This window comes from Bacillus sp. MAG717A (genome assembly GCF_036884855.1).
GTDB lineage: Bacteria > Bacillota > Bacilli > Bacillales > Bacillaceae > Bacillus > Bacillus safensis.
Genome location: NZ_CP145733.1, coordinates 1399269 through 1416917 on the forward strand (window position 1 = coordinate 1399269; position 17649 = coordinate 1416917).

Here is a 17649-nt window from a genome sequence, read left to right on the forward strand (position 1 = left end):
TCCTACATCTCACGTCTGCCTTCTAGAGCCTTAGACAGTGTGACTTCATCCGCATACTCTAAATCTCCGCCTACTGGAAGTCCGTGAGCAATGCGAGAGAGTTTAATTCCTGATGGTTTTAACAATCTGGAGATATACATGGCTGTTGCTTCTCCTTCAATGTTTGGATTGGTTGCAAGGATCACCTCTGTCACTTGATCGTCTTGCAGTCTTTTTAATAGGTCAGGAATTTTAATATCCTCTGGACCAATTCCGTCCATTGGCGAAATGGCACCATGAAGCACATGATATAAGCCGTTGTATTCTTTCATTTTTTCCATTGCGATTACATCTTTTGGATCCTGCACTACACAGATAACAGTTTGATCTCTTCTTGTATCTTCACAAATATAGCAAGGATCTTGGTCGGTGATATGGCCGCATACCGAACAATAAGTTAAATTACGCTTTGCATTTACAAGCGCCTTCGCAAAATCTAGTACGACATCTTCCTGCATACTAAGAACAAAAAAAGCCAGACGGACCGCAGTTTTTGGTCCGATTCCTGGCAATTTCATAAAGCTGTCAATCAGCTTTGATATTGGTTCAGGATATTGCATCTTCAGTTATTCCTCCTAGAATAAACCTGGCATGTTCATTCCTTTTGTGAATTGACCCATCGTTTCATTCGTTAGCTCATCGACTTTTTTCAATGCATCGTTTGTCGCAGCAAGAACAAGATCTTGAAGCATATCGATATCTTCTGGATCAACAACTTCTTCATTAATTGCTACATCAACGACTTCTTTTTGTCCATTTACTTTTACAGTGACCATACCGCCACCAGCTGTACCTTCAAGAACTTTTTCTGCAAGCTCTTCTTGAGCCTTTGCCATATCCTTTTGCATTTTTTGCATTTGTTTCATCATTTTTTGCATATTTCCCATTCCACCGCGCATATGAACACCACTCTCTTTCATTTTTATTAATCTTTAATTTCAATTAAATCGGTTCCTACTAATTTCTTTGCTTCCGTAATCAATGGATCCTCTTCAGTAGAAGTTCCCTGACCATCTGCTTGTTCATCCGGCTGATGATCTCTTAAAAATTCTTCTCTTATTTTACCCCATTGAGCGTCAGGAACGCCAACTAATTCCACTCTTTTTCCTAACATAGACTCTAGCAGTTGTTCAAGATTGGTTCGAACACCGCTTTTATCTTCAGCAACCATTTTACAATGTATTTCAAATTTGAATTTTAAAACAAAGGCATGTGAAGCAGCCGCAACTGGCTCACTGTCCGTTAATAACGCAGCGTGAGACACCTTATTCTGCTGTTTCAACTGGGCAAGGAGCTCTCCCCATTTGCCTTTAATTTTTTCTAACTCAGGCCGTTTCGCTTCTTTTAGAATCTCATGAATTCGGCCGACAGGAGCACGATAGCCATTTTTGTTACTCGTTTGTGGTCGAGACGCTTCCTTTTTTTCTTGAGGGCTATGAGATGGAGACATTGGTACCCCTTCGGCTCTTAGCCTTGAGAGTTCCTGTTCCAGCCTGTTTATTTTATCTGTTAGCGCCGTTAAATCAGCGTCAGCATGACCTTGTGTCAATCCTGCTGTTGACTGACACAGCTTTACAACCGCTACCTCAAAGAAAATCCTAGGATGATTTGTCCATTTCATTTCTTGGTGGCTTTTATTCAGGACTTCAATTGTTTCATACAGAAACTGAGGTGTCACACGATCTGACAGTGCCACGAAACTTTCGTCGACCTTTACTTTTTCAAGGACTCCCTCGAGATCTGGTGCCGTTTTATAAAGCAGCATATCTCTAAAGTAAAAAATCATATCCTCTATTAATTTAGCAGCATCTTTCCCCTGCTGAAGCAATTCATTTAATGTATCTAACGCTGTGGCAATATTTTGATCAAAAATTGCTTCAGCAAGCTGACTAATGAAATGCTGAGATACAGCACCTGTAATGAGCAGCGCATCATCAATTGTCAATTGTTCACCACTAAATGAGATCGCTTGATCTAAGAGACTTAGTGCATCACGCATACCGCCATCAGCTGCACTAGCAATAATCTCGAGCGAGCCCTCCTGTACGTTTAGGCCTTCTGCATCTACAATTTTCTCCATTCTTCCAACAATATCTTTGGACGTGATTCGTTTAAAATCAAATCGCTGACAACGAGATATGATGGTAAGAGGAATCTTATGAGGCTCTGTGGTAGCCAAAATAAAGATACAATGAGCAGGCGGTTCTTCCAGCGTTTTAAGGAGGGCATTAAATGCACCGATAGAGAGCATATGTACTTCATCTATAATATAAACCTTATATGTAACCGCCGAAGGAGCAAATTTCACTTTATCACGTATATCTCGGATTTCATCTACCCCGTTATTAGAGGCAGCATCTATTTCAATCACGTCTGAAATTGAACCATTTGTAATTCCTTTACAGGCATCACATTCATTACATGGCTCACTAACAGGTGACTTTTCACAGTTCACTGCCTTTGCAAAGATTTTAGCAGCACTTGTTTTACCTGTTCCTCTAGGACCTGAAAATAAGTAAGCATGAGAAAACTTTTTCTGCAAAAGGGCATTTTGCAACGTTTTTGTGATGTGTTCTTGTCCAACAACATCCTCAAAAACTTGAGGTCTGAACACTCGATATAAAGCTTGATAACTCACAAATACGCCCTCCTCCATTTATCATCCTTTTTATTATACATGATGCACCGATCAATTCAAAAGCACACCTTTATTTTCTAATATGCAAAAAAAATGATTTCAATTATAGAGTTTCTACTTTTCATGCCTTAAAAACGTATTTTCTAGCTTTGTGAAAAGACCTGAAACCCCAAACAGAACACCAGTTCTTGTTTCGATTAGTGAAAAAAACAAATGGCGCCAAAAAGACTTTTTATCTATTTGTATAACTAAAGCAGTTGAGCTATCCTTTGAACAGCAACAAAAAACTCACCTAGATAAACTAGATGAGTTACATTTAATATTGATTTACCGTGCACCTTCTGTCGATTCGCTACCCCAAGCGTTACTTAAACAGTTAGCTCGGCCCAGGCAACCCTGCGGCACATGAGAGGTTTCACTTAATGCTGCTTCCTTCCGGACCTGACATGGTTCATGAATTCCCATTGCGCAGGACCCAGACGTCAACACCACTTATTTAAGGCAGACCTTGAAGTAAACGAACCTCGAGAAGGGATTCAGCCTCGCTAGAGCGGATTGCGAGTACAGGGCACCGCTACCTCCCCGCTTAGCACGGCAAAATGAATATTAAATTGTTAGTGACGCAGACATAAGTATACCTTCTTATAGCTCAAATTGCAAACGACATCCATTCATTTACTTTTGGCTTGTTTCTTTCGCTGACGGAGATTTCGGAAGAACTGACTTAACAGCTCACCACACTCATTTTCAAGTACACCACCGATGACCTCAGACTGATGATTAAACCGTTCATCACCCAATAAATTCATTAAAGTACCTGCACATCCACCTTTTGGATCGTATGCACCAAAAACGACCTTTTTCACTCTAGAAAGAACAATAGCACCTGCACACATTGGGCATGGTTCAAGCGTAACGTAAAGAACAGCATCTTCTAAACGCCAGCTCCCTGTCGCTTTACATGCTTCATCAATAGCAAGTAATTCTGCATGTGCAATTGAACGCTGCTCACTTTCCCTTAAATTATGAGCCCGGCTCACGATTTGGTCATCAACAACTATGATGGCACCAATCGGCACTTCTCCTATTTTTTTTGCTTTTAAGGCTTCAGAAATGGCTTCTTGCATAAACTGTTCATCTTTCATCATGGCATGGCTCTCTTTTCATGTTTTTTAAAAGGAAATTGAGGTTAACATATTATCACAATCTTTTAAAGGGGGTCTTATTTTGTCAAAGCATAAAAAGGCACTGCTTATTATCGACATGATTAATAATTTTGATTTTGAAATGGGACATGTGCTTGCAGAAAAAACAGAGCAAATGACCAATAAAATTTTAGCTCTTAAACAACATGCTTTCAAGGCAAATTGGCCAATCATTTATATCAACGATCACTACGGACTTTGGAAGGCTGATATCCAAGCTGTTCTGGAAACATGCAAAAACGAAAGAAGCGCTCCTATTTTAGAGAAAATGACACCATCTAAAGATAATTACTTCTTAATTAAACCTAAGCATTCTGCCTTCTACGGTACTGCACTAGAGACACTCTTAAATGAATTAGGTGTTGAGGACATTATTTTAACTGGAATTGCCGGAAACATTTGCGTTTTGTTCACTGCAAATGACGCATACATGCGAGAATACAATCTAATTGTACCTAAAGATTGTATCGCTTCAAACGACGACAGAGATAACGACTACGCTTTAACAATGATGGAGAACGTTCTTTTAGCAAAAATCACCACCGCTAAGGAAATCACGAATGAAAATCAAACATGATTTAGCCATAACCCTCATAAATTGTTAGCAATAACAAAGGGGGCGTTGACTATTCAAATTTATGTTGTCAAAAGAGGAGATACTTTAAACGATATTGCCATGCGTTTTAAAACGACAGTCAATGAAATCATCCGTACTAACGAAATCGAAACACCAAATCAACTCGTCATTGGACAAACAATTGTCATTCCAATTAGAGGTCAATTTTATGAGGTCAAACAAAATGACACACTATATCAAATTGGTAGACGGTTTCAAATCTCAGTGGAAGAGTTGGCACGTGTGAACAGAATTCGACCTGAAGCGATACTACCTATTCGCTTCTTGCTCTATATTCCACAAAGACCGAAAAGGAACATTAATTCCAATGCTTATATTGAACCACGTGGAAATCAAGTCAGTGAAAACTTAAAGCAGGCTGCCAGAGAGGCCTCCCCATACTTAACCCATTTAGACGTCTTTAGTTTTCAAGCACAAAGAGATGGGACGCTGCGAGAACCACCTTTAGACCAACTACCCCAGATTGCCTCTCAGAACAGAACTGTATTAACCATGGTGGTGACGAATTTAGAGAATGAAAAATTCAGTGATGAACTTGGTCGTATTCTTTTAACTAATCAATCTGTCAAAACGGCATTTTTAAATGAAATTGTTCGTGTTGCCAAAAAGTATCAATTCAAGGAAATCCATTTTGATTTTGAATATTTACGCCCTGCTGATAAAGATGCTTATATTCAATTTTTAAGAGAAGCAACAGCCCGTTTCCATCAAGAAGGATGGACAATATCTGTTGCACTTGCACCCAAAACAAGTAGTCAGCAAAAGGGCAAATGGTATGAAGCCCATGACTATGAAGCGATCGGTAAGATCGTCGATCATGTTGTGTTGATGACCTATGAATGGGGGTACAGCGGCGGCCCTGCACAAGCTGTCTCTCCAATTGGACCTGTCCGCCAAGTCATTGAATATGCACTAACTGTCATACCGGCCAATAAAATTGTAATGGGACAGAATTTATATGGCTATGATTGGACACTGCCTTTCGTCCAGGGCGGTCCTATCGCCAAAGCCGTCAGTCCTCAACAAGCAATTGCACTTGCTAGACAGCACAATGTCTCTATCCTATATGACGAAACAGCACAAGCACCTCATTTTCGTTATACAGATGCCAACAACAAAGAGCATGAAGTCTGGTTCGAAGACGCTAGGTCGATTCAAGCAAAATTCAACCTCATCAAAGAGCTAAATTTGAACGGAATTGCTTATTGGAAATTAGGTCTATCTTTCCCACAAAATTGGCTCTTATTATCAGATCAATTTAATATTGAAAAAAGAACGACATCGTAATTCATTCGCTCTATCTATTAGAAGGGGTATGGTACAATATACATTGGTTTGACAACTTTAACTTTATAGATAGAGGAGAACGCCTATGTATCCTGCCCCTTTTATTGCAGTGGAAGGCCCGATTGGAGCCGGAAAAACAACCTTGGCTACAATGCTTGCGAAGGAATTTCAATTTCCTTTAGTAAAAGAGATTGTAGAAGAAAATCCATTCTTAGATAAATTTTATGAAGATATGGAACAATGGAGCTTTCAGCTTGAGATGTTCTTTTTATGCAATCGGTTCAAACAGTTAGAATCAATTGAAGAAAACTATGTGAATAAACAGCAGCCGGTTGTCACTGATTATCACGTCTATAAAAATATGATATTTGCAGAAAGAACATTATCAAAAAAGCACATGGATAAATACAGAAAGATCTATCATCTGCTAACAGATGATCTTCCTAAACCAAATGCCATGATCTATATAAAAGCCAGCCTTCCCACCTTACTTGAAAGAATACAGATGAGAGGACGCTCTTTTGAAGAAGACATTGACCCAACTTATTTAAAAACACTCATTGAAGATTATGAGCTGGCCATTGAACATTTAAAACAGACTGAGCCGGGGCTTCCTATCATTACAATTGAAGGAGATCATACAGACTTCGTTTCCTCACAGCAAGATTACCAGCAAATTGTACAGAACATAAAGGAGCAAGTGCTATGAACAAGATCGAAATACCAAAGGACGCAGTCATCACAATTGCCGGGACTGTTGGTGTCGGCAAATCCACTATGACCAAAACAATAGCAGACAAGCTAGGGTTTCAAACATCTCTTGAAAAAGTAGATGATAACCCATATTTAGAGCCTTTTTATTCAGATTTCCAAAGATGGAGCTTCCACTTACAGGTCTATTTCCTGGCTGAGCGTTTTAAGGAGCAAAAACGGATTTTTGAATCTGGCGGAGGATATGTACAAGATCGTTCCATTTATGAGGACACTGGCATTTTTGCAAAAATGCATGCGGACAAAGGTACGATGTCTGAGGTCGATTATGAAACATATACAAGCCTATTTGAGGCGATGGTGATGACACCTTACTTCCCTCACCCTGATGTCCTCATCTATCTACACGGGGATTTAGATCATATTTTACATCGTATTGAAGAACGCGGCAGAGAAATGGAAACTCAAACTGACCGGGCTTATTGGGAAGAAATGTACACTCGATACACGGAGTGGATCGAACAATTTGATTTATGTCCAGTGATTAAAATTAATATTGAAGATTACGACTTACTTCATGATGAAAGTTCACTTGATCCCATTCTTCATGAAATAGCTTCTGTTATTCAAAAAAATCGCTCTAAAACAAAATAAAAAAAACCGCTGCATCGCGAAATGCAGCGGTTTGACAATTTCCAATTTTTATGCTTGCGTTCAATTCAACTAAGGTAAAAAATCAATATGGCGGAGGAAGAGGGATTCGAACCCCCGCGGGCTTTGACACCCCTGTCGGTTTTCAAGACCGATCCCTTCAGCCGGACTTGGGTATTCCTCCGTATCGACAAGAATTAATATACCATATCATTTTATTTGAAGTCAACATCTTTTCGAAAAAAATTCAATTTGTGTTTTCGGCATGATAATTGCCTATAAAAAAGCAGCCATTGATGGCTGCTCCAGATTGTTGACAAAGGGCTAAAATGATGTTGATTTTAGCCCTTTGTCTTCTTTTCAGCGTGATAGAAAACCTTTTCAGTCTAGGAAGGACGAGCACCGAAGCGCAGACCTGCGGGCGAATGCGAGGGTTTGTCTACACGCTGAAGCAGCCATTGACGGCTGCTCTTGATCTATTTCGTATCCTGTCTCATTTCTTCAATAAACTGATTCATCTCTACTTTAAACTCATTTAATGATTCGATAATCTTCGTAAAATCTGTCACTTGTTCGGCTTGTTCATTTGTTGAGCTGCTGATTTGTGAGATGTTTTCAGACAAAGTGCCAATGCTGTCTTGGATTTCTTTTAAAAATGTATTAATGGTTTCAGCCGCTTCCTTCGAGCCATCTGATAATTTACGCACTTCATCAGCCACGACAGCGAACCCTTTTCCATTCTCACCTGCTCTTGCGGCTTCAATTGCAGCATTTAAACCTAGCAGATTTGTTTGTCTGGCAATCCCGCCAATGGTTTTGACGACTTCTTCAATATTTGCAGATTTCTCTTCCGCTCTTCCTGCCTGTTCGCTTATTTCTAGACTTGTAGCAGCAAGTTCTTGTGAATGTGCAGCAATTTGCTCAATTCCACCTTGGAGTTCTTTCGCTACTTTATTGATTTGCTCCATATAACCGCTTAATTTTTTTTCACGATGATATGTAAATGCCACTAAAAAAGAGCCAATTACTTTTCTATCTTCATCAAAAATCGGGTAACCTTTTACAGCAATTTCATAACCATATAAATGCTCTGGTAAATGACCGTCATATTCTTGTCCTCTTAATGTCGTCGCCACATTTTGGTCTTCTGGGTTCAATGGGTCCCCAACTTTCATACCAAAATCTATTGTGTTAGACGGGTAATAACAAAGTACCTTCTCTGTATCCGTGATACCGAAAAGAATACTTTCATCTAGTACCTTTCTAAGTAATTGAGCCATTTCAACATAATAGTCAAGCCTATTCAAGGTTATTCCTTCTTTCCTAGAAGCTTTTAATCTCTTTATCGGCTAAATTCAGGAAAACTGTAGGACTTTTGGTAAAAAGAATAAGATGCCTTGATGGCATCTTATTTCATCACTTCTTTATTTCCCATGTAAGGACGCAGCACTTCAGGAATGATTACAGTTCCATCCTCTTGTTGATAGTTTTCTAAAATAGCCGCTACGGTTCTTCCTACCGCTAATCCAGATCCATTTAATGTGTGGACATGCTCTGGCTTTGCTTTAGGCTCCGGACGGAAACGAATGTTTGCACGTCTTGCTTGGAATGCTTCGAAGTTACTGCAAGAAGAAATTTCACGGTACGTATTCTGGCTCGGAATCCATACTTCGATATCGTATTTCTTCGCAGCTGTGAATCCTAAATCTCCTGTACACATGCTCATGACGCGGTAAGGCAGGTTCAATAGCTGAAGAACTTTTTCTGCTTGATTTGTTAATTTCTCTAATTCTTCATAAGAATCTTCTGGTCTGACAAATTTCACGAGCTCTACTTTGTTAAATTGATGCTGACGGATAAGTCCACGTGTATCTCTGCCGGCAGATCCAGCTTCTGATCTAAAGCAAGCACTGAATGCTGCATAGTTGATTGGCAGCTGTTCACCATCGAGGATTTCATCACGATGCATGTTGGTAATCGGCACTTCGGCTGTTGGAATGAGGAAGTAATCTTCTTCGCGAATTTTAAAGGCGTCCTCTTCGAATTTTGGAAGCTGGCCCGTTCCTGTCATGCTCGCTCTGTTGACCATATAAGGTGGAAGCACTTCAGTAAAACCAAACTCATCCACATGTAAATCAAGCATAAAGTTATACAATGCACGCTCTAAGCGTGCGCCAAGCCCTTTATAAAAAACAAAACGGCTACCTGTTACTTTTCCTGCACGTTCAAAATCAAGGATGTTGAGCTCATCAGCTACGTCCCAATGTGGTTTTGGTTCAAATGAGAAGGCTGGCTGTTCGCCCCATTTTCTCACTTCCACGTTGTCGTCTTCTGTTTCACCAACTGGTACAGAGTCATGAGGGATATTTGGAATTGAGAACAGGATGTGCTGCAGGCTTTCTTCTACTGTTCTTAGCTCATCATCCAGCTTCTTGATCTCATCTCCTACCTCACGCATTTCTTGAATAATGTGATCGGCGTCTTTCTTTTCTCTTTTTAGAACGGCCACTTGCTGTGATACTTCATTTCTTCGGCTCTTTAATTCTTCTGTTTTCCCGATTAATTCTCTTCTTTTTTGATCTAGCTCACCAAACTTATCAAAATCCGCTAAATCTTCGCCTCGGTGTGCTAATTTTTCTTTGATTTGATCAAAGTCCGTGCGCAGTTGTTTAATATCCAGCATGTATAACACTCCTTTTTTTATCGAAAAATAAAAAGAGCCCTCATCCCATGAAAGGGACGAGAGCTCTCGCGTTGCCACCCTGATTGAAAACATGCAGATGCATGCTTTCCTCTTTCCTCTGTAACGGTATCACCGTAAATGCTTACTTCTCTTGTTTCAGCATTTCGCTCAAGGATGGATTCAGAATGCATCTTTCACCGATTCTCACCAACCATCGGCTCTCTGAGAAAGAGGGGCTTCTTACTAATTCCCGTCAACGCTTTTTCGATCTTTGATTGTGTTTTTAATGTACTATAAGTTTTATCTCTTTTCAACCGTTTTATACAGTAAGCTTCGTTTTGTAGGACTTCACCATATCAACAAACAGCTGCGTTAACCGTTGATCGTCTGTCAGCTCTGGATGAAAAGAGCAGCCTAGGATATTGTTTTCTTTCGCCATCACAATCCTGCCATCATATTCAGCCATGATTTCTACGCTATCATCTGCGCTGATGATATGAGGCGCACGGATGAACACCCCTGTAAACGGTGCATCCAGTCCTTTTACTTCTAAATCTGCTTCAAAGCTGTCTACCTGTCTGCCAAAAGAGTTCCGTGCAACAGATACATTTAACAATCCAAGATGAGCATCTTCTCGATCCTCGATATGCTTTGCCAGCATAATCAACCCGGCACATGTACCGAAAATCGGTTTCCCTTGAGCAGCGAACGCTTTGATCGGATCAATGAATTGGTACGTATCCATGAGTCTTCTCATCGTCGTACTTTCTCCACCAGGGATAATCAAACCGTCAACGGATTCTAGCTCTTCTACTCGTTTGATGATCTTTCCTTCTGCTCCGCAGGCTTCAATTGATTGAATATGCTCTCTCACAGCTCCTTGAAGCCCTAGTACACCAATTGTCAGCATGTTCGTTTGCGCTCCCTTTAATTACCAGCCACGCTCTTGCATACGTTCTTCTGGCAGTAGATTTGAAATTTCAATTCCTTTCATAGCTGTTCCAAGCTCTTTTGAAAGTTCTGCAATGAGACGATAATCAGTGTAATGAGTTGTTGCTTCAACAATTGCTTTTGCGAATTTAGCTGGATTGTCTGATTTGAAAATACCAGATCCGACAAATACACCGTCTGCTCCAAGCTGCATCATTAACGCAGCATCTGCTGGTGTTGCAACGCCTCCAGCTGCAAAGTTCACAACTGGCAGCTTGCCATCTCTTTTGATTTGTAGCAATAATTCATAAGGCGCGCCAAGATTCTTGGCTTCTGTCATCAGTTCATCTTCACTCATGGCTGATACTTTACGAATCTGAGCATTGACCTTTCTCATATGACGAACAGCTTCTACAATGTTGCCTGTCCCAGGCTCTCCTTTTGTACGAAGCATAGAAGCGCCTTCTGCGATACGGCGGGTTGCCTCACCTAAGTCGCGGCATCCACAGACAAAAGGTACTGTGTATTCATTTTTATTTAAATGGAATTCTTCATCTGCGGGCGTCAGCACTTCACTCTCATCAATATAATCAACACCAAGTGCTTCAAGAACACGAGCCTCGACGATGTGGCCGATACGTGCTTTTGCCATGACTGGAATCGTTACGGCATTTTGTACTTCCTCTACAATTCTTGGGTCTGCCATACGGGCAACACCGCCTGCTGCACGGATATCAGCTGGTACTCGTTCTAGTGCCATGACTGCCACCGCACCTGCTTCTTCTGCAATTTTTGCCTGCTCCGCATTGACGACATCCATAATGACGCCACCCTTTTGCATTTCTGCCATTCCACGTTTCACTCGTTCAGTTCCCTTATTGCTCACAATAGTTTCCTCCCATTTGTCTATTCGATTAAATCAACATCTTTATCATACAAGCGAGAAAGTATAACAATAAAGAGAATAGTATAACAATTCAAACAGCCGATAAAAAAGAATAAACCCTTGTATATAAAGGGTTTCCAGCTAAAAACATGTCATTTTCTCTTTCAAGTGTGATTTACATGCTATAATGCAACTATAACAATTAAAATTCATGTATAACAATGTTGCATTCTATGGAGGGGTTTCATGCATATTGATATCCATCGACACTCTGATACATCTCTTTCTAATCAAATTTACTTTTCAATCATTGACCACATTCAATCAGGTTTGCTTCAGCAAGGAGAAAAGCTGCCAACTGTACGTGATTTAGCTAAGCAGCTCAATGTGAGTCTTGTCACGGCAGCAAAGGCATACACCCAATTAAAGGACGACGGATATTTAAAGACGGTGCAAGGTAAAGGAACATTTGTGGATGAGCAGCAAGAGCAGGCAGAGATTCCGGTTCCATCATCTACTTCTTTCGATTGGCAGTTGTCGATTCCAGATTATTTACCAAGGTCTCAATTCGCTCAGTATCACTATGTCGAAGAAGCCATTAACCTTTCTTCCTCTATGATCGATCCAGGGCTTTTGCCCAACCGGTATTTAGAAAAAGAGATGCAGCATGTACTAGCCAGGCATCCCCAAATCATGTCGAAGTATGGTGAAATACAAGGTGATCTTCAGCTGCGACAAGTCATTCAATCATTTTTGGAAAAGTTGGATGTGCCGTCTACACCTGAAAATATCCTTGTAACAAGTGGTTCTCAGCAAGGGCTTGATTTGGTGGCACGTACGTTTATTGGGCCGGATGATGTGGTGGTCATGGAAGCACCGACATACCCCGGGGCCATTGATGTCTTTATGGGCAGAGGAGCGAGAATCATTACCGTCCCTGTCGATCATGAAGGGATGAACATGAAACAGCTTCAAAGCATTTGTGATAAATATAAACCGAAACTCATCTATACGATTCCTACTTTCCACAGTCCAACAGGGGCTAGTATGTCGATGAAGCGTAGAAAACAGCTTCTCTTACTGGCTCAAAGCATTGATTGTCTTATTGTAGAAGATGACCCTTATCGTGAGCTTTATTTTGAAAAGAAGCCGCCAGCTCCTATTAAAAGCTTGGATCATGATGGACATGTTATTTATTTACGAGGATTAAGTAAAACACTGGCTCCAGGATGCAGAATAGGGATTATCACCGCGTCAGGCTCGATATTTAACCGTTTGTTAGCTGCAAAGGCCAATAATGACTTAGGCAGTCCTCTCCTCACACAAAAGGCCATATTACCGTTTCTGACCTCGAAGAAAATGATTGATCATACGAAGAAGCTAAGAACCGCCTTGAAGGTGAGACGCGATTTGATGATGGATGTGTTAACGAAGCACGCACCGAAAGATGTAACGTGGCAAATTCCACAGGGCGGGCTCAATTTATGGCTTAGCTTTCCTTCCTGGGTCGATACACGAGCACTGTTGCACGAGGCACGTAAGCAGCAAATCACCTTTCTGCCTGGCTCTGTCTGCTATCCTGGAGAGCCGAAGCAGAATTATATCCGCCTCAGCTTTTCCTATGTGAATGAAAAAGCACTGACCGAAGGCGTGGAAAAGTTATGTGATATTTTTCAGCAAGCTTTATCCACTCCTCAAAATCAGAAGCAATCGCTCTTCTTTTAACGATAAAAAAACTGCTCTCATGTATAGAGAGCAGTTTTTTTATTAGAACCAACCTTTTACTGTGTCAACGATTCCGCCCCAAATGCCAGCGAAGAATCCACCTACACCGCGCATTGCAAGGATGAACCAGTTTGCTTTTTCATCGCCTGTTTTCGTCACAAGCTCAACACCAGATTGGTCTTTATTTAAATAACCGTAGTCCTTCTCATCACCAGAATATGAAGTCGTCAGCATGCCAACCTTCGTTCCTTTTTTAATAGGAGCTTCTAGGTTCTTTTTCTCGATATTTACTTTTGCTTTATAGCTCTTTTCGTCACCATTTTTTACTGGCACAGAAAATGCTTCTTTCGTCACAACAGGTACTTCTTTATCTTTGCCTTTATCAACTTCGATGTTTTCATGTCCTTTGATTTGTTGACCTTTTTTGTACATTTCTTTCATCGTGAAGTTTTTAAACGCATAGTCGAACAGTTTTTTCGCCACGTCGAAACGTGCTGTATGAAGATTACCTTTTGCATTCAAGATGACTGCGATGACACGCATGTCTCCTTGTTTTGCCGTACCTGTGAAGCTAGAACCGGCTGAATCTGTAGATCCTGTTTTCAGACCGTCTACACCTTTATATTCCTTCACAAGTCCTTTAAGCATGAAGTTCCAGTTAGGCATGTCCATTTCATCGTCAGTGCCTTCTCTGAACTTCGTTTTCGCAATACTTGCTGTTTCAAGAATTTCTGGATGGTCTTTGATGAGATGCTGTGCAAGCAATGCCATATCTTTTGCCGATACTTCACTTTCTTCATCAGGACCTGTCCCTTTTGGCTGTTGGCCATGTAAGTCTTTATTTTCAAGACCAGTTGCATTCACGAATTTGTAGTTTGTTAAACCAAGTTCTTTTGCTTTCGCGTTCATTTTTTCAACAAACTTCGATTCTGATCCAGCGATCACTTCTGCTAAACCAATCGCTGCTGCATTTGCCGAATAAATAGCCGTTGCTTGATAAAGTTCTTTTACTGTATACGAACCATCTTTTCTCAAAGGAACGTTAGATAAACTGCGGTCCTGAGAAATTTCGTATACATAATCATCTGGCGTATACTTTTGATCCCATTTCACTTTACCTTCAGCAATCGCCTCTAGTAATAGATACTCGGTCATCATTTTTGCCATACTTGCAATAGGCAGTCTTTGATCTGCGTTTTTACTATAAAGAATTTTACCTGTAGAAGCTTCAATAAGGATCGCTGCTTTCGCATTCACACTGAATGGATCTTCAGCAGCCTTTGCTTTGGACATTGGTGTAAATGCTGTAACAATCAATGCCAATGCAAGGATAGAGACCATAAGCTGTTTCAATATCTTGCTGTTCAATCGTCATACCTCCGTATTCATCTTTTTTCGACGTTTTTCATATATATGTAATCCACAAGGGCTTATTTCAACACAACAGTATAAATTTTATCACAATAAAGACAAAAAAAATAGACAGAGTCATAGACCCTGTCAAATGTAATTTGATTGTCACAATTTATCAAGATATTGTGTAGTTTGGTGATTCTTTTGTAATTTGTACATCATGTGGATGACTCTCACGAAGTCCTGCACCCGTCATACGAATGAACTGTGCTTCTTCTCTAAGAGTACGTAAATCCTGTGTTCCACAATAGCCCATACCAGAACGAATACCGCCAACTAGTTGATACACTGTATCAACGACTGGCCCTTTGTATGGTGTACGGCCTTCAATTCCTTCAGGAACGAACTTTTTATTATCTTCTTGGAAGTAACGATCTTTACTTCCTTTTTCCATTGCAGCAACAGAACCCATACCACGATAGACTTTGAAGCGTCTACCTTGGAAAATTTCTGTTTCTCCTGGACTTTCAGATGTACCAGCTAGAAGGCTTCCCAGCATAACAGCATGTCCGCCAGATGCTAGTGCTTTCACGATATCACCTGAATATTTAATTCCACCATCTGCAATAATAGATTTACCATGTTTTCTTGCTTCTGTTGCACAGTCATAGATCGCTGTGATTTGCGGTACACCAACACCTGCAACAACACGTGTTGTACAAATAGATCCTGGTCCGATACCGACTTTCACAATATCTGCTCCTGCTTCAAACAATGCTTTTGTTGCTTCAGCTGTTGCAACATTACCAGCAATGATGTTAAGAGAAGGATACGTTTCACGGATTTTCGATACAGTGTTTAGAACACCTTGAGAATGACCGTGTGCTGTATCAATGACAATAACATCCACATTGGCTTCGACTAATTTTTTCACACGTGTCATTGTATCGCCAGTGACACCAACAGCGGCACCAACAATTAAACGGCCATGTGCATCTTTAGAGGAGTTAGGGAATTCAATCACTTTTTCAATATCTTTGATTGTGATAAGACCTTTTAACGTTCCTTCATCATCTAAGAGAGGTAATTTTTCAATCTTGTATTGCTGTAAGATTTTTTCAGCTTCTTCTAACGTTGTACCAACAGAAGCTGTCACAAGTTCCTCTTTTGTCATCACGTCGCTAATCTTCATTGAATAATCCGAAATAAAACGAAGGTCACGGTTCGTAATAATACCAACAAGCTTTTGGTCTTGTTCGTTGTTGACAATCGGCACACCTGAAATACGGTATTTACCCATTAAATGCTCTGCATCAAATACTTGATGCTCTGGTGTTAAGAAGAATGGATTTGTAATAACGCCGCGCTCTGAACGTTTTACTTTATCCACCTGTTCTGCTTGCTGTTCAATGGACATGTTCTTATGAATAATACCAAGACCACCTTGACGTGCCATTGCAATCGCCATTTGTGATTCCGTCACTGTATCCATTCCAGCACTGATAATTGGAATGTTTAGTTTTAATGTACTTGTTAGCTCCACTGATAAATCGACATCACGCGGAAGTACTTCAGACTTTGCTGGAACAAGCAAAACATCGTCAAACGTCAAACCTTCTTTTGAAAATTTACTTTCCCACATTAGTAAATCCCCCTCTTTTCGGCAAAATATTATATGTAGATTATCAACTAGCAAACAGCATGTCAAGGAAGCAACAAACAGTTGCAATTTTTAGAAAATATAAAGAGAGTTGAGGAAGAAGATGAAAAGTTCAGGATGGAAGGATTTAAAACGTTTTTACTCGCTAGAAACTTCCCAAAAGTTTCTATTTCAACAATATGAGAAACGGAACATTCCAGATGCAAATCAGCAAGCCTATAAAAACTGTGAACGATTTATTTACTTTCTAAAACATGGCCATACGTTTTATGAGCAGGCTGCGAATGCACCTTTAGAACTTAAACCCATTTTATTGTTTTATGGAATGGCACAGCTGCTAAAAGCATGTTTGCTGACAGTTGATCCCCATTATCCTTCTCAAACCTCTGTTTTAGCTCATGGCGTAACATCGAGAAAGAGAAAGAAACAGCATTACCGTTTTAGTGAAGATGAAGTGAAAATCCAAAGAAACGGGCTATGTATGCATGTGTTAAAGCATCTATTTCATTTAAGAGGTCTTGAAGATGAGCGATTTACAATGATCCATCTCCTGTCCAAAATACCTGAAATGAGTCATATTCTTGAGTTTCAAAAGCAGCCCGCGACATTAGTTAAAGTGGAAAAGGCGAATGGAATGATGATTCAAGATCATATTCCATTACTTTATAACATGTCTGCTGAACGCTTTATTGAATACTTTGAGTTCCATACAAGCTGGAAACTCAAACAGAGAGAGGCTAAGAAATTGACGTTTGATGTATTTCTTGAAGAAAACCCAGCACTCGCTACTCATCTTCATTATGATTTAGAAATGGATCAATGGTTTATACCGTCAACACGAGATGCTTTTCTAGGGATTCCTGAGATCATAAGCCATTACTTATTAATGTATAACCTTAGTATGATTGCCCGCTACGAAACAGAATGGTGGTACGAGCTGCTGTCTCAATACATTAGCGACGATTACGTCATGATTGAACGCTACATGGAGATTGCAGAAGAGAAGTTCCCAGCTTACATCATGATGCTGTTAGAAGAAAAAACAAAAAAGACCAGTTCCGACTGGAACTGATCCTTATAGAAGCTTGGCGGCGTCCTACTCTCACAGGGGGAAACCCCCAACTACCATCGGCGCTGAAGAGCTTAACTTCCGTGTTCGGTATGGGAACGGGTGTGACCTCTTCGCTATCGCCACCAAACCTGATGGAGAGAATGTTCTCTCAAAACTAGATAACAATGTTCAT

Annotated in this window: 16 protein-coding genes, 1 tRNA gene, 1 rRNA gene, 1 other RNA gene and 1 other annotated feature; of the genes, 6 read left to right on the forward strand and 13 right to left on the reverse strand. The window is 40.4% G+C overall.

What is annotated here, in order from left to right; genetic code table 11:
- Positions 1-2: 2 nt before the first annotated feature.
- From recR to tadA, 5 genes are all read right to left on the reverse strand, one after another.
- The gene (recR, locus tag V6Z54_RS07215; RefSeq protein ID WP_073979824.1) at positions 3-599 is read right to left on the reverse strand and encodes a recombination protein RecR; all 597 of its coding nucleotides are present in this window, start codon (positions 597-599) and stop codon (positions 3-5) included.
- A 15-nt stretch (positions 600-614) separates the two neighbouring features.
- Positions 615-938 carry a YbaB/EbfC family nucleoid-associated protein gene (locus V6Z54_RS07220; protein WP_008342011.1) on the reverse strand — a complete coding sequence of 108 codons (324 nt, stop codon included), beginning with the start codon at positions 936-938 and terminating at the stop codon, positions 615-617.
- Between the two features lie 26 nt (positions 939-964).
- Positions 965-2677, reverse strand: a complete 1713-nt coding sequence (gene dnaX, locus V6Z54_RS07225; protein WP_338527853.1) for a DNA polymerase III subunit gamma/tau — start codon at positions 2675-2677, stop codon at positions 965-967.
- Between the two features lie 330 nt (positions 2678-3007).
- An RNA gene (gene ffs / locus V6Z54_RS07230) (signal recognition particle sRNA large type) lies at positions 3008-3272 on the reverse strand.
- Between the two features lie 76 nt (positions 3273-3348).
- Positions 3349-3825, reverse strand: a complete 477-nt coding sequence (gene tadA / locus V6Z54_RS07235) for a tRNA adenosine(34) deaminase TadA (RefSeq protein WP_073979826.1) — start codon at positions 3823-3825, stop codon at positions 3349-3351.
- A gap of 79 nt (positions 3826-3904) precedes the next feature.
- Here tadA and V6Z54_RS07240 point away from each other — a divergent pair, with 79 nt between their 5' ends.
- The 4 genes from V6Z54_RS07240 to V6Z54_RS07255 all read left to right on the forward strand — a co-directional run bounded on the left by V6Z54_RS07240 (position 3905) and on the right by V6Z54_RS07255 (position 7171).
- On the forward strand, positions 3905-4459 hold the full coding sequence (locus V6Z54_RS07240; RefSeq protein ID WP_041085260.1) for an isochorismatase family cysteine hydrolase: 555 nt from the start codon (positions 3905-3907) through the stop codon (positions 4457-4459).
- A 45-nt stretch (positions 4460-4504) separates the two neighbouring features.
- Positions 4505-5806, forward strand: a complete 1302-nt coding sequence (locus V6Z54_RS07245) for a glycoside hydrolase family 18 protein (protein ID WP_073979827.1) — start codon at positions 4505-4507, stop codon at positions 5804-5806.
- Between the two features lie 85 nt (positions 5807-5891).
- Complete coding sequence (locus V6Z54_RS07250; protein WP_073979828.1) at positions 5892-6515, forward strand: deoxynucleoside kinase; 624 nt, start codon at positions 5892-5894, stop codon at positions 6513-6515.
- Positions 6512-7171, forward strand: a complete 660-nt coding sequence (locus tag V6Z54_RS07255; RefSeq protein WP_039175851.1) for a deoxynucleoside kinase — start codon at positions 6512-6514, stop codon at positions 7169-7171. The genes V6Z54_RS07250 and V6Z54_RS07255 overlap by 4 nt, the downstream gene beginning before the upstream one ends.
- A gap of 88 nt (positions 7172-7259) precedes the next feature.
- Here V6Z54_RS07255 and V6Z54_RS07260 read toward each other — a convergent pair.
- The 5 genes from V6Z54_RS07260 to pdxS form a co-directional block, all read right to left on the reverse strand.
- Positions 7260-7352: transfer RNA gene (locus tag V6Z54_RS07260), tRNA-Ser, on the reverse strand.
- Positions 7353-7644: 292 nt separating this feature from the next.
- Positions 7645-8475: a methyl-accepting chemotaxis protein gene (locus V6Z54_RS07265; protein ID WP_269104382.1), complete on the reverse strand. Its 831-nt coding sequence runs from the start codon at positions 8473-8475 to the stop codon at positions 7645-7647.
- A gap of 101 nt (positions 8476-8576) precedes the next feature.
- Positions 8577-9851: a serine--tRNA ligase gene (gene serS, locus V6Z54_RS07270; RefSeq protein WP_039175845.1), complete on the reverse strand. Its 1275-nt coding sequence runs from the start codon at positions 9849-9851 to the stop codon at positions 8577-8579.
- A gap of 49 nt (positions 9852-9900) precedes the next feature.
- Positions 9901-10117: a binding site (T-box leader), on the reverse strand.
- A 53-nt stretch (positions 10118-10170) separates the two neighbouring features.
- Complete coding sequence (gene pdxT / locus V6Z54_RS07275; protein WP_338527854.1) at positions 10171-10761, reverse strand: pyridoxal 5'-phosphate synthase glutaminase subunit PdxT; 591 nt, start codon at positions 10759-10761, stop codon at positions 10171-10173.
- A gap of 21 nt (positions 10762-10782) precedes the next feature.
- Positions 10783-11667, reverse strand: coding sequence for a pyridoxal 5'-phosphate synthase lyase subunit PdxS (gene pdxS / locus V6Z54_RS07280; protein WP_039175840.1), 885 nt, complete (start codon positions 11665-11667; stop codon positions 10783-10785).
- Positions 11668-11913: 246 nt separating this feature from the next.
- On the opposite strand from pdxS, the gene V6Z54_RS07285 reads away from it, so the two are divergent.
- Positions 11914-13392, forward strand: coding sequence for a PLP-dependent aminotransferase family protein (locus tag V6Z54_RS07285; protein WP_338527855.1), 1479 nt, complete (start codon positions 11914-11916; stop codon positions 13390-13392).
- 42 nt (positions 13393-13434) lie between these two features.
- Here V6Z54_RS07285 and V6Z54_RS07290 read toward each other — a convergent pair whose 3' ends face one another.
- Positions 13435-14760 carry a D-alanyl-D-alanine carboxypeptidase family protein gene (locus V6Z54_RS07290; protein ID WP_041085273.1) on the reverse strand — a complete coding sequence of 442 codons (1326 nt, stop codon included), beginning with the start codon at positions 14758-14760 and terminating at the stop codon, positions 13435-13437.
- Positions 14761-14920: 160 nt separating this feature from the next.
- Positions 14921-16387 carry an IMP dehydrogenase gene (guaB, locus tag V6Z54_RS07295; protein WP_073980019.1) on the reverse strand — a complete coding sequence of 489 codons (1467 nt, stop codon included), beginning with the start codon at positions 16385-16387 and terminating at the stop codon, positions 14921-14923.
- Between the two features lie 121 nt (positions 16388-16508).
- Here guaB and V6Z54_RS07300 point away from each other — a divergent pair, with 121 nt between their 5' ends.
- Positions 16509-17477, forward strand: coding sequence for a YaaC family protein (locus V6Z54_RS07300; RefSeq protein ID WP_041085275.1), 969 nt, complete (start codon positions 16509-16511; stop codon positions 17475-17477).
- An 11-nt stretch (positions 17478-17488) separates the two neighbouring features.
- Here V6Z54_RS07300 and rrf read toward each other — a convergent pair.
- A 5S ribosomal RNA gene (gene rrf, locus V6Z54_RS07305) occupies positions 17489-17604 on the reverse strand.
- Between the last annotated feature and the right edge of the window lie 45 nt (positions 17605-17649).

Coding starts and splice junctions, on each gene's coding strand:
- guaB (WP_073980019.1), bottom strand. CDS start 16,387: ATGTGGGAAAGTAAATTTTCAAAAGAAGGTTTGACGTTTGACGATGTT.
- V6Z54_RS07300 (WP_041085275.1), top strand. CDS start 16,509: ATGAAAAGTTCAGGATGGAAGGATTTAAAACGTTTTTACTCGCTAGAA.
- V6Z54_RS07250 (WP_073979828.1), top strand. CDS start 5,892: ATGTATCCTGCCCCTTTTATTGCAGTGGAAGGCCCGATTGGAGCCGGA.
- V6Z54_RS07220 (WP_008342011.1), bottom strand. CDS start 938: ATGCGCGGTGGAATGGGAAATATGCAAAAAATGATGAAACAAATGCAA.
- V6Z54_RS07255 (WP_039175851.1), top strand. CDS start 6,512: ATGAACAAGATCGAAATACCAAAGGACGCAGTCATCACAATTGCCGGG.
- pdxT (WP_338527854.1), bottom strand. CDS start 10,761: ATGCTGACAATTGGTGTACTAGGGCTTCAAGGAGCTGTGAGAGAGCAT.
- serS (WP_039175845.1), bottom strand. CDS start 9,851: ATGCTGGATATTAAACAACTGCGCACGGACTTTGATCAAATCAAAGAA.
- tadA (WP_073979826.1), bottom strand. CDS start 3,825: ATGATGAAAGATGAACAGTTTATGCAAGAAGCCATTTCTGAAGCCTTA.
- V6Z54_RS07285 (WP_338527855.1), top strand. CDS start 11,914: ATGCATATTGATATCCATCGACACTCTGATACATCTCTTTCTAATCAA.
- recR (WP_073979824.1), bottom strand. CDS start 599: ATGCAATATCCTGAACCAATATCAAAGCTGATTGACAGCTTTATGAAA.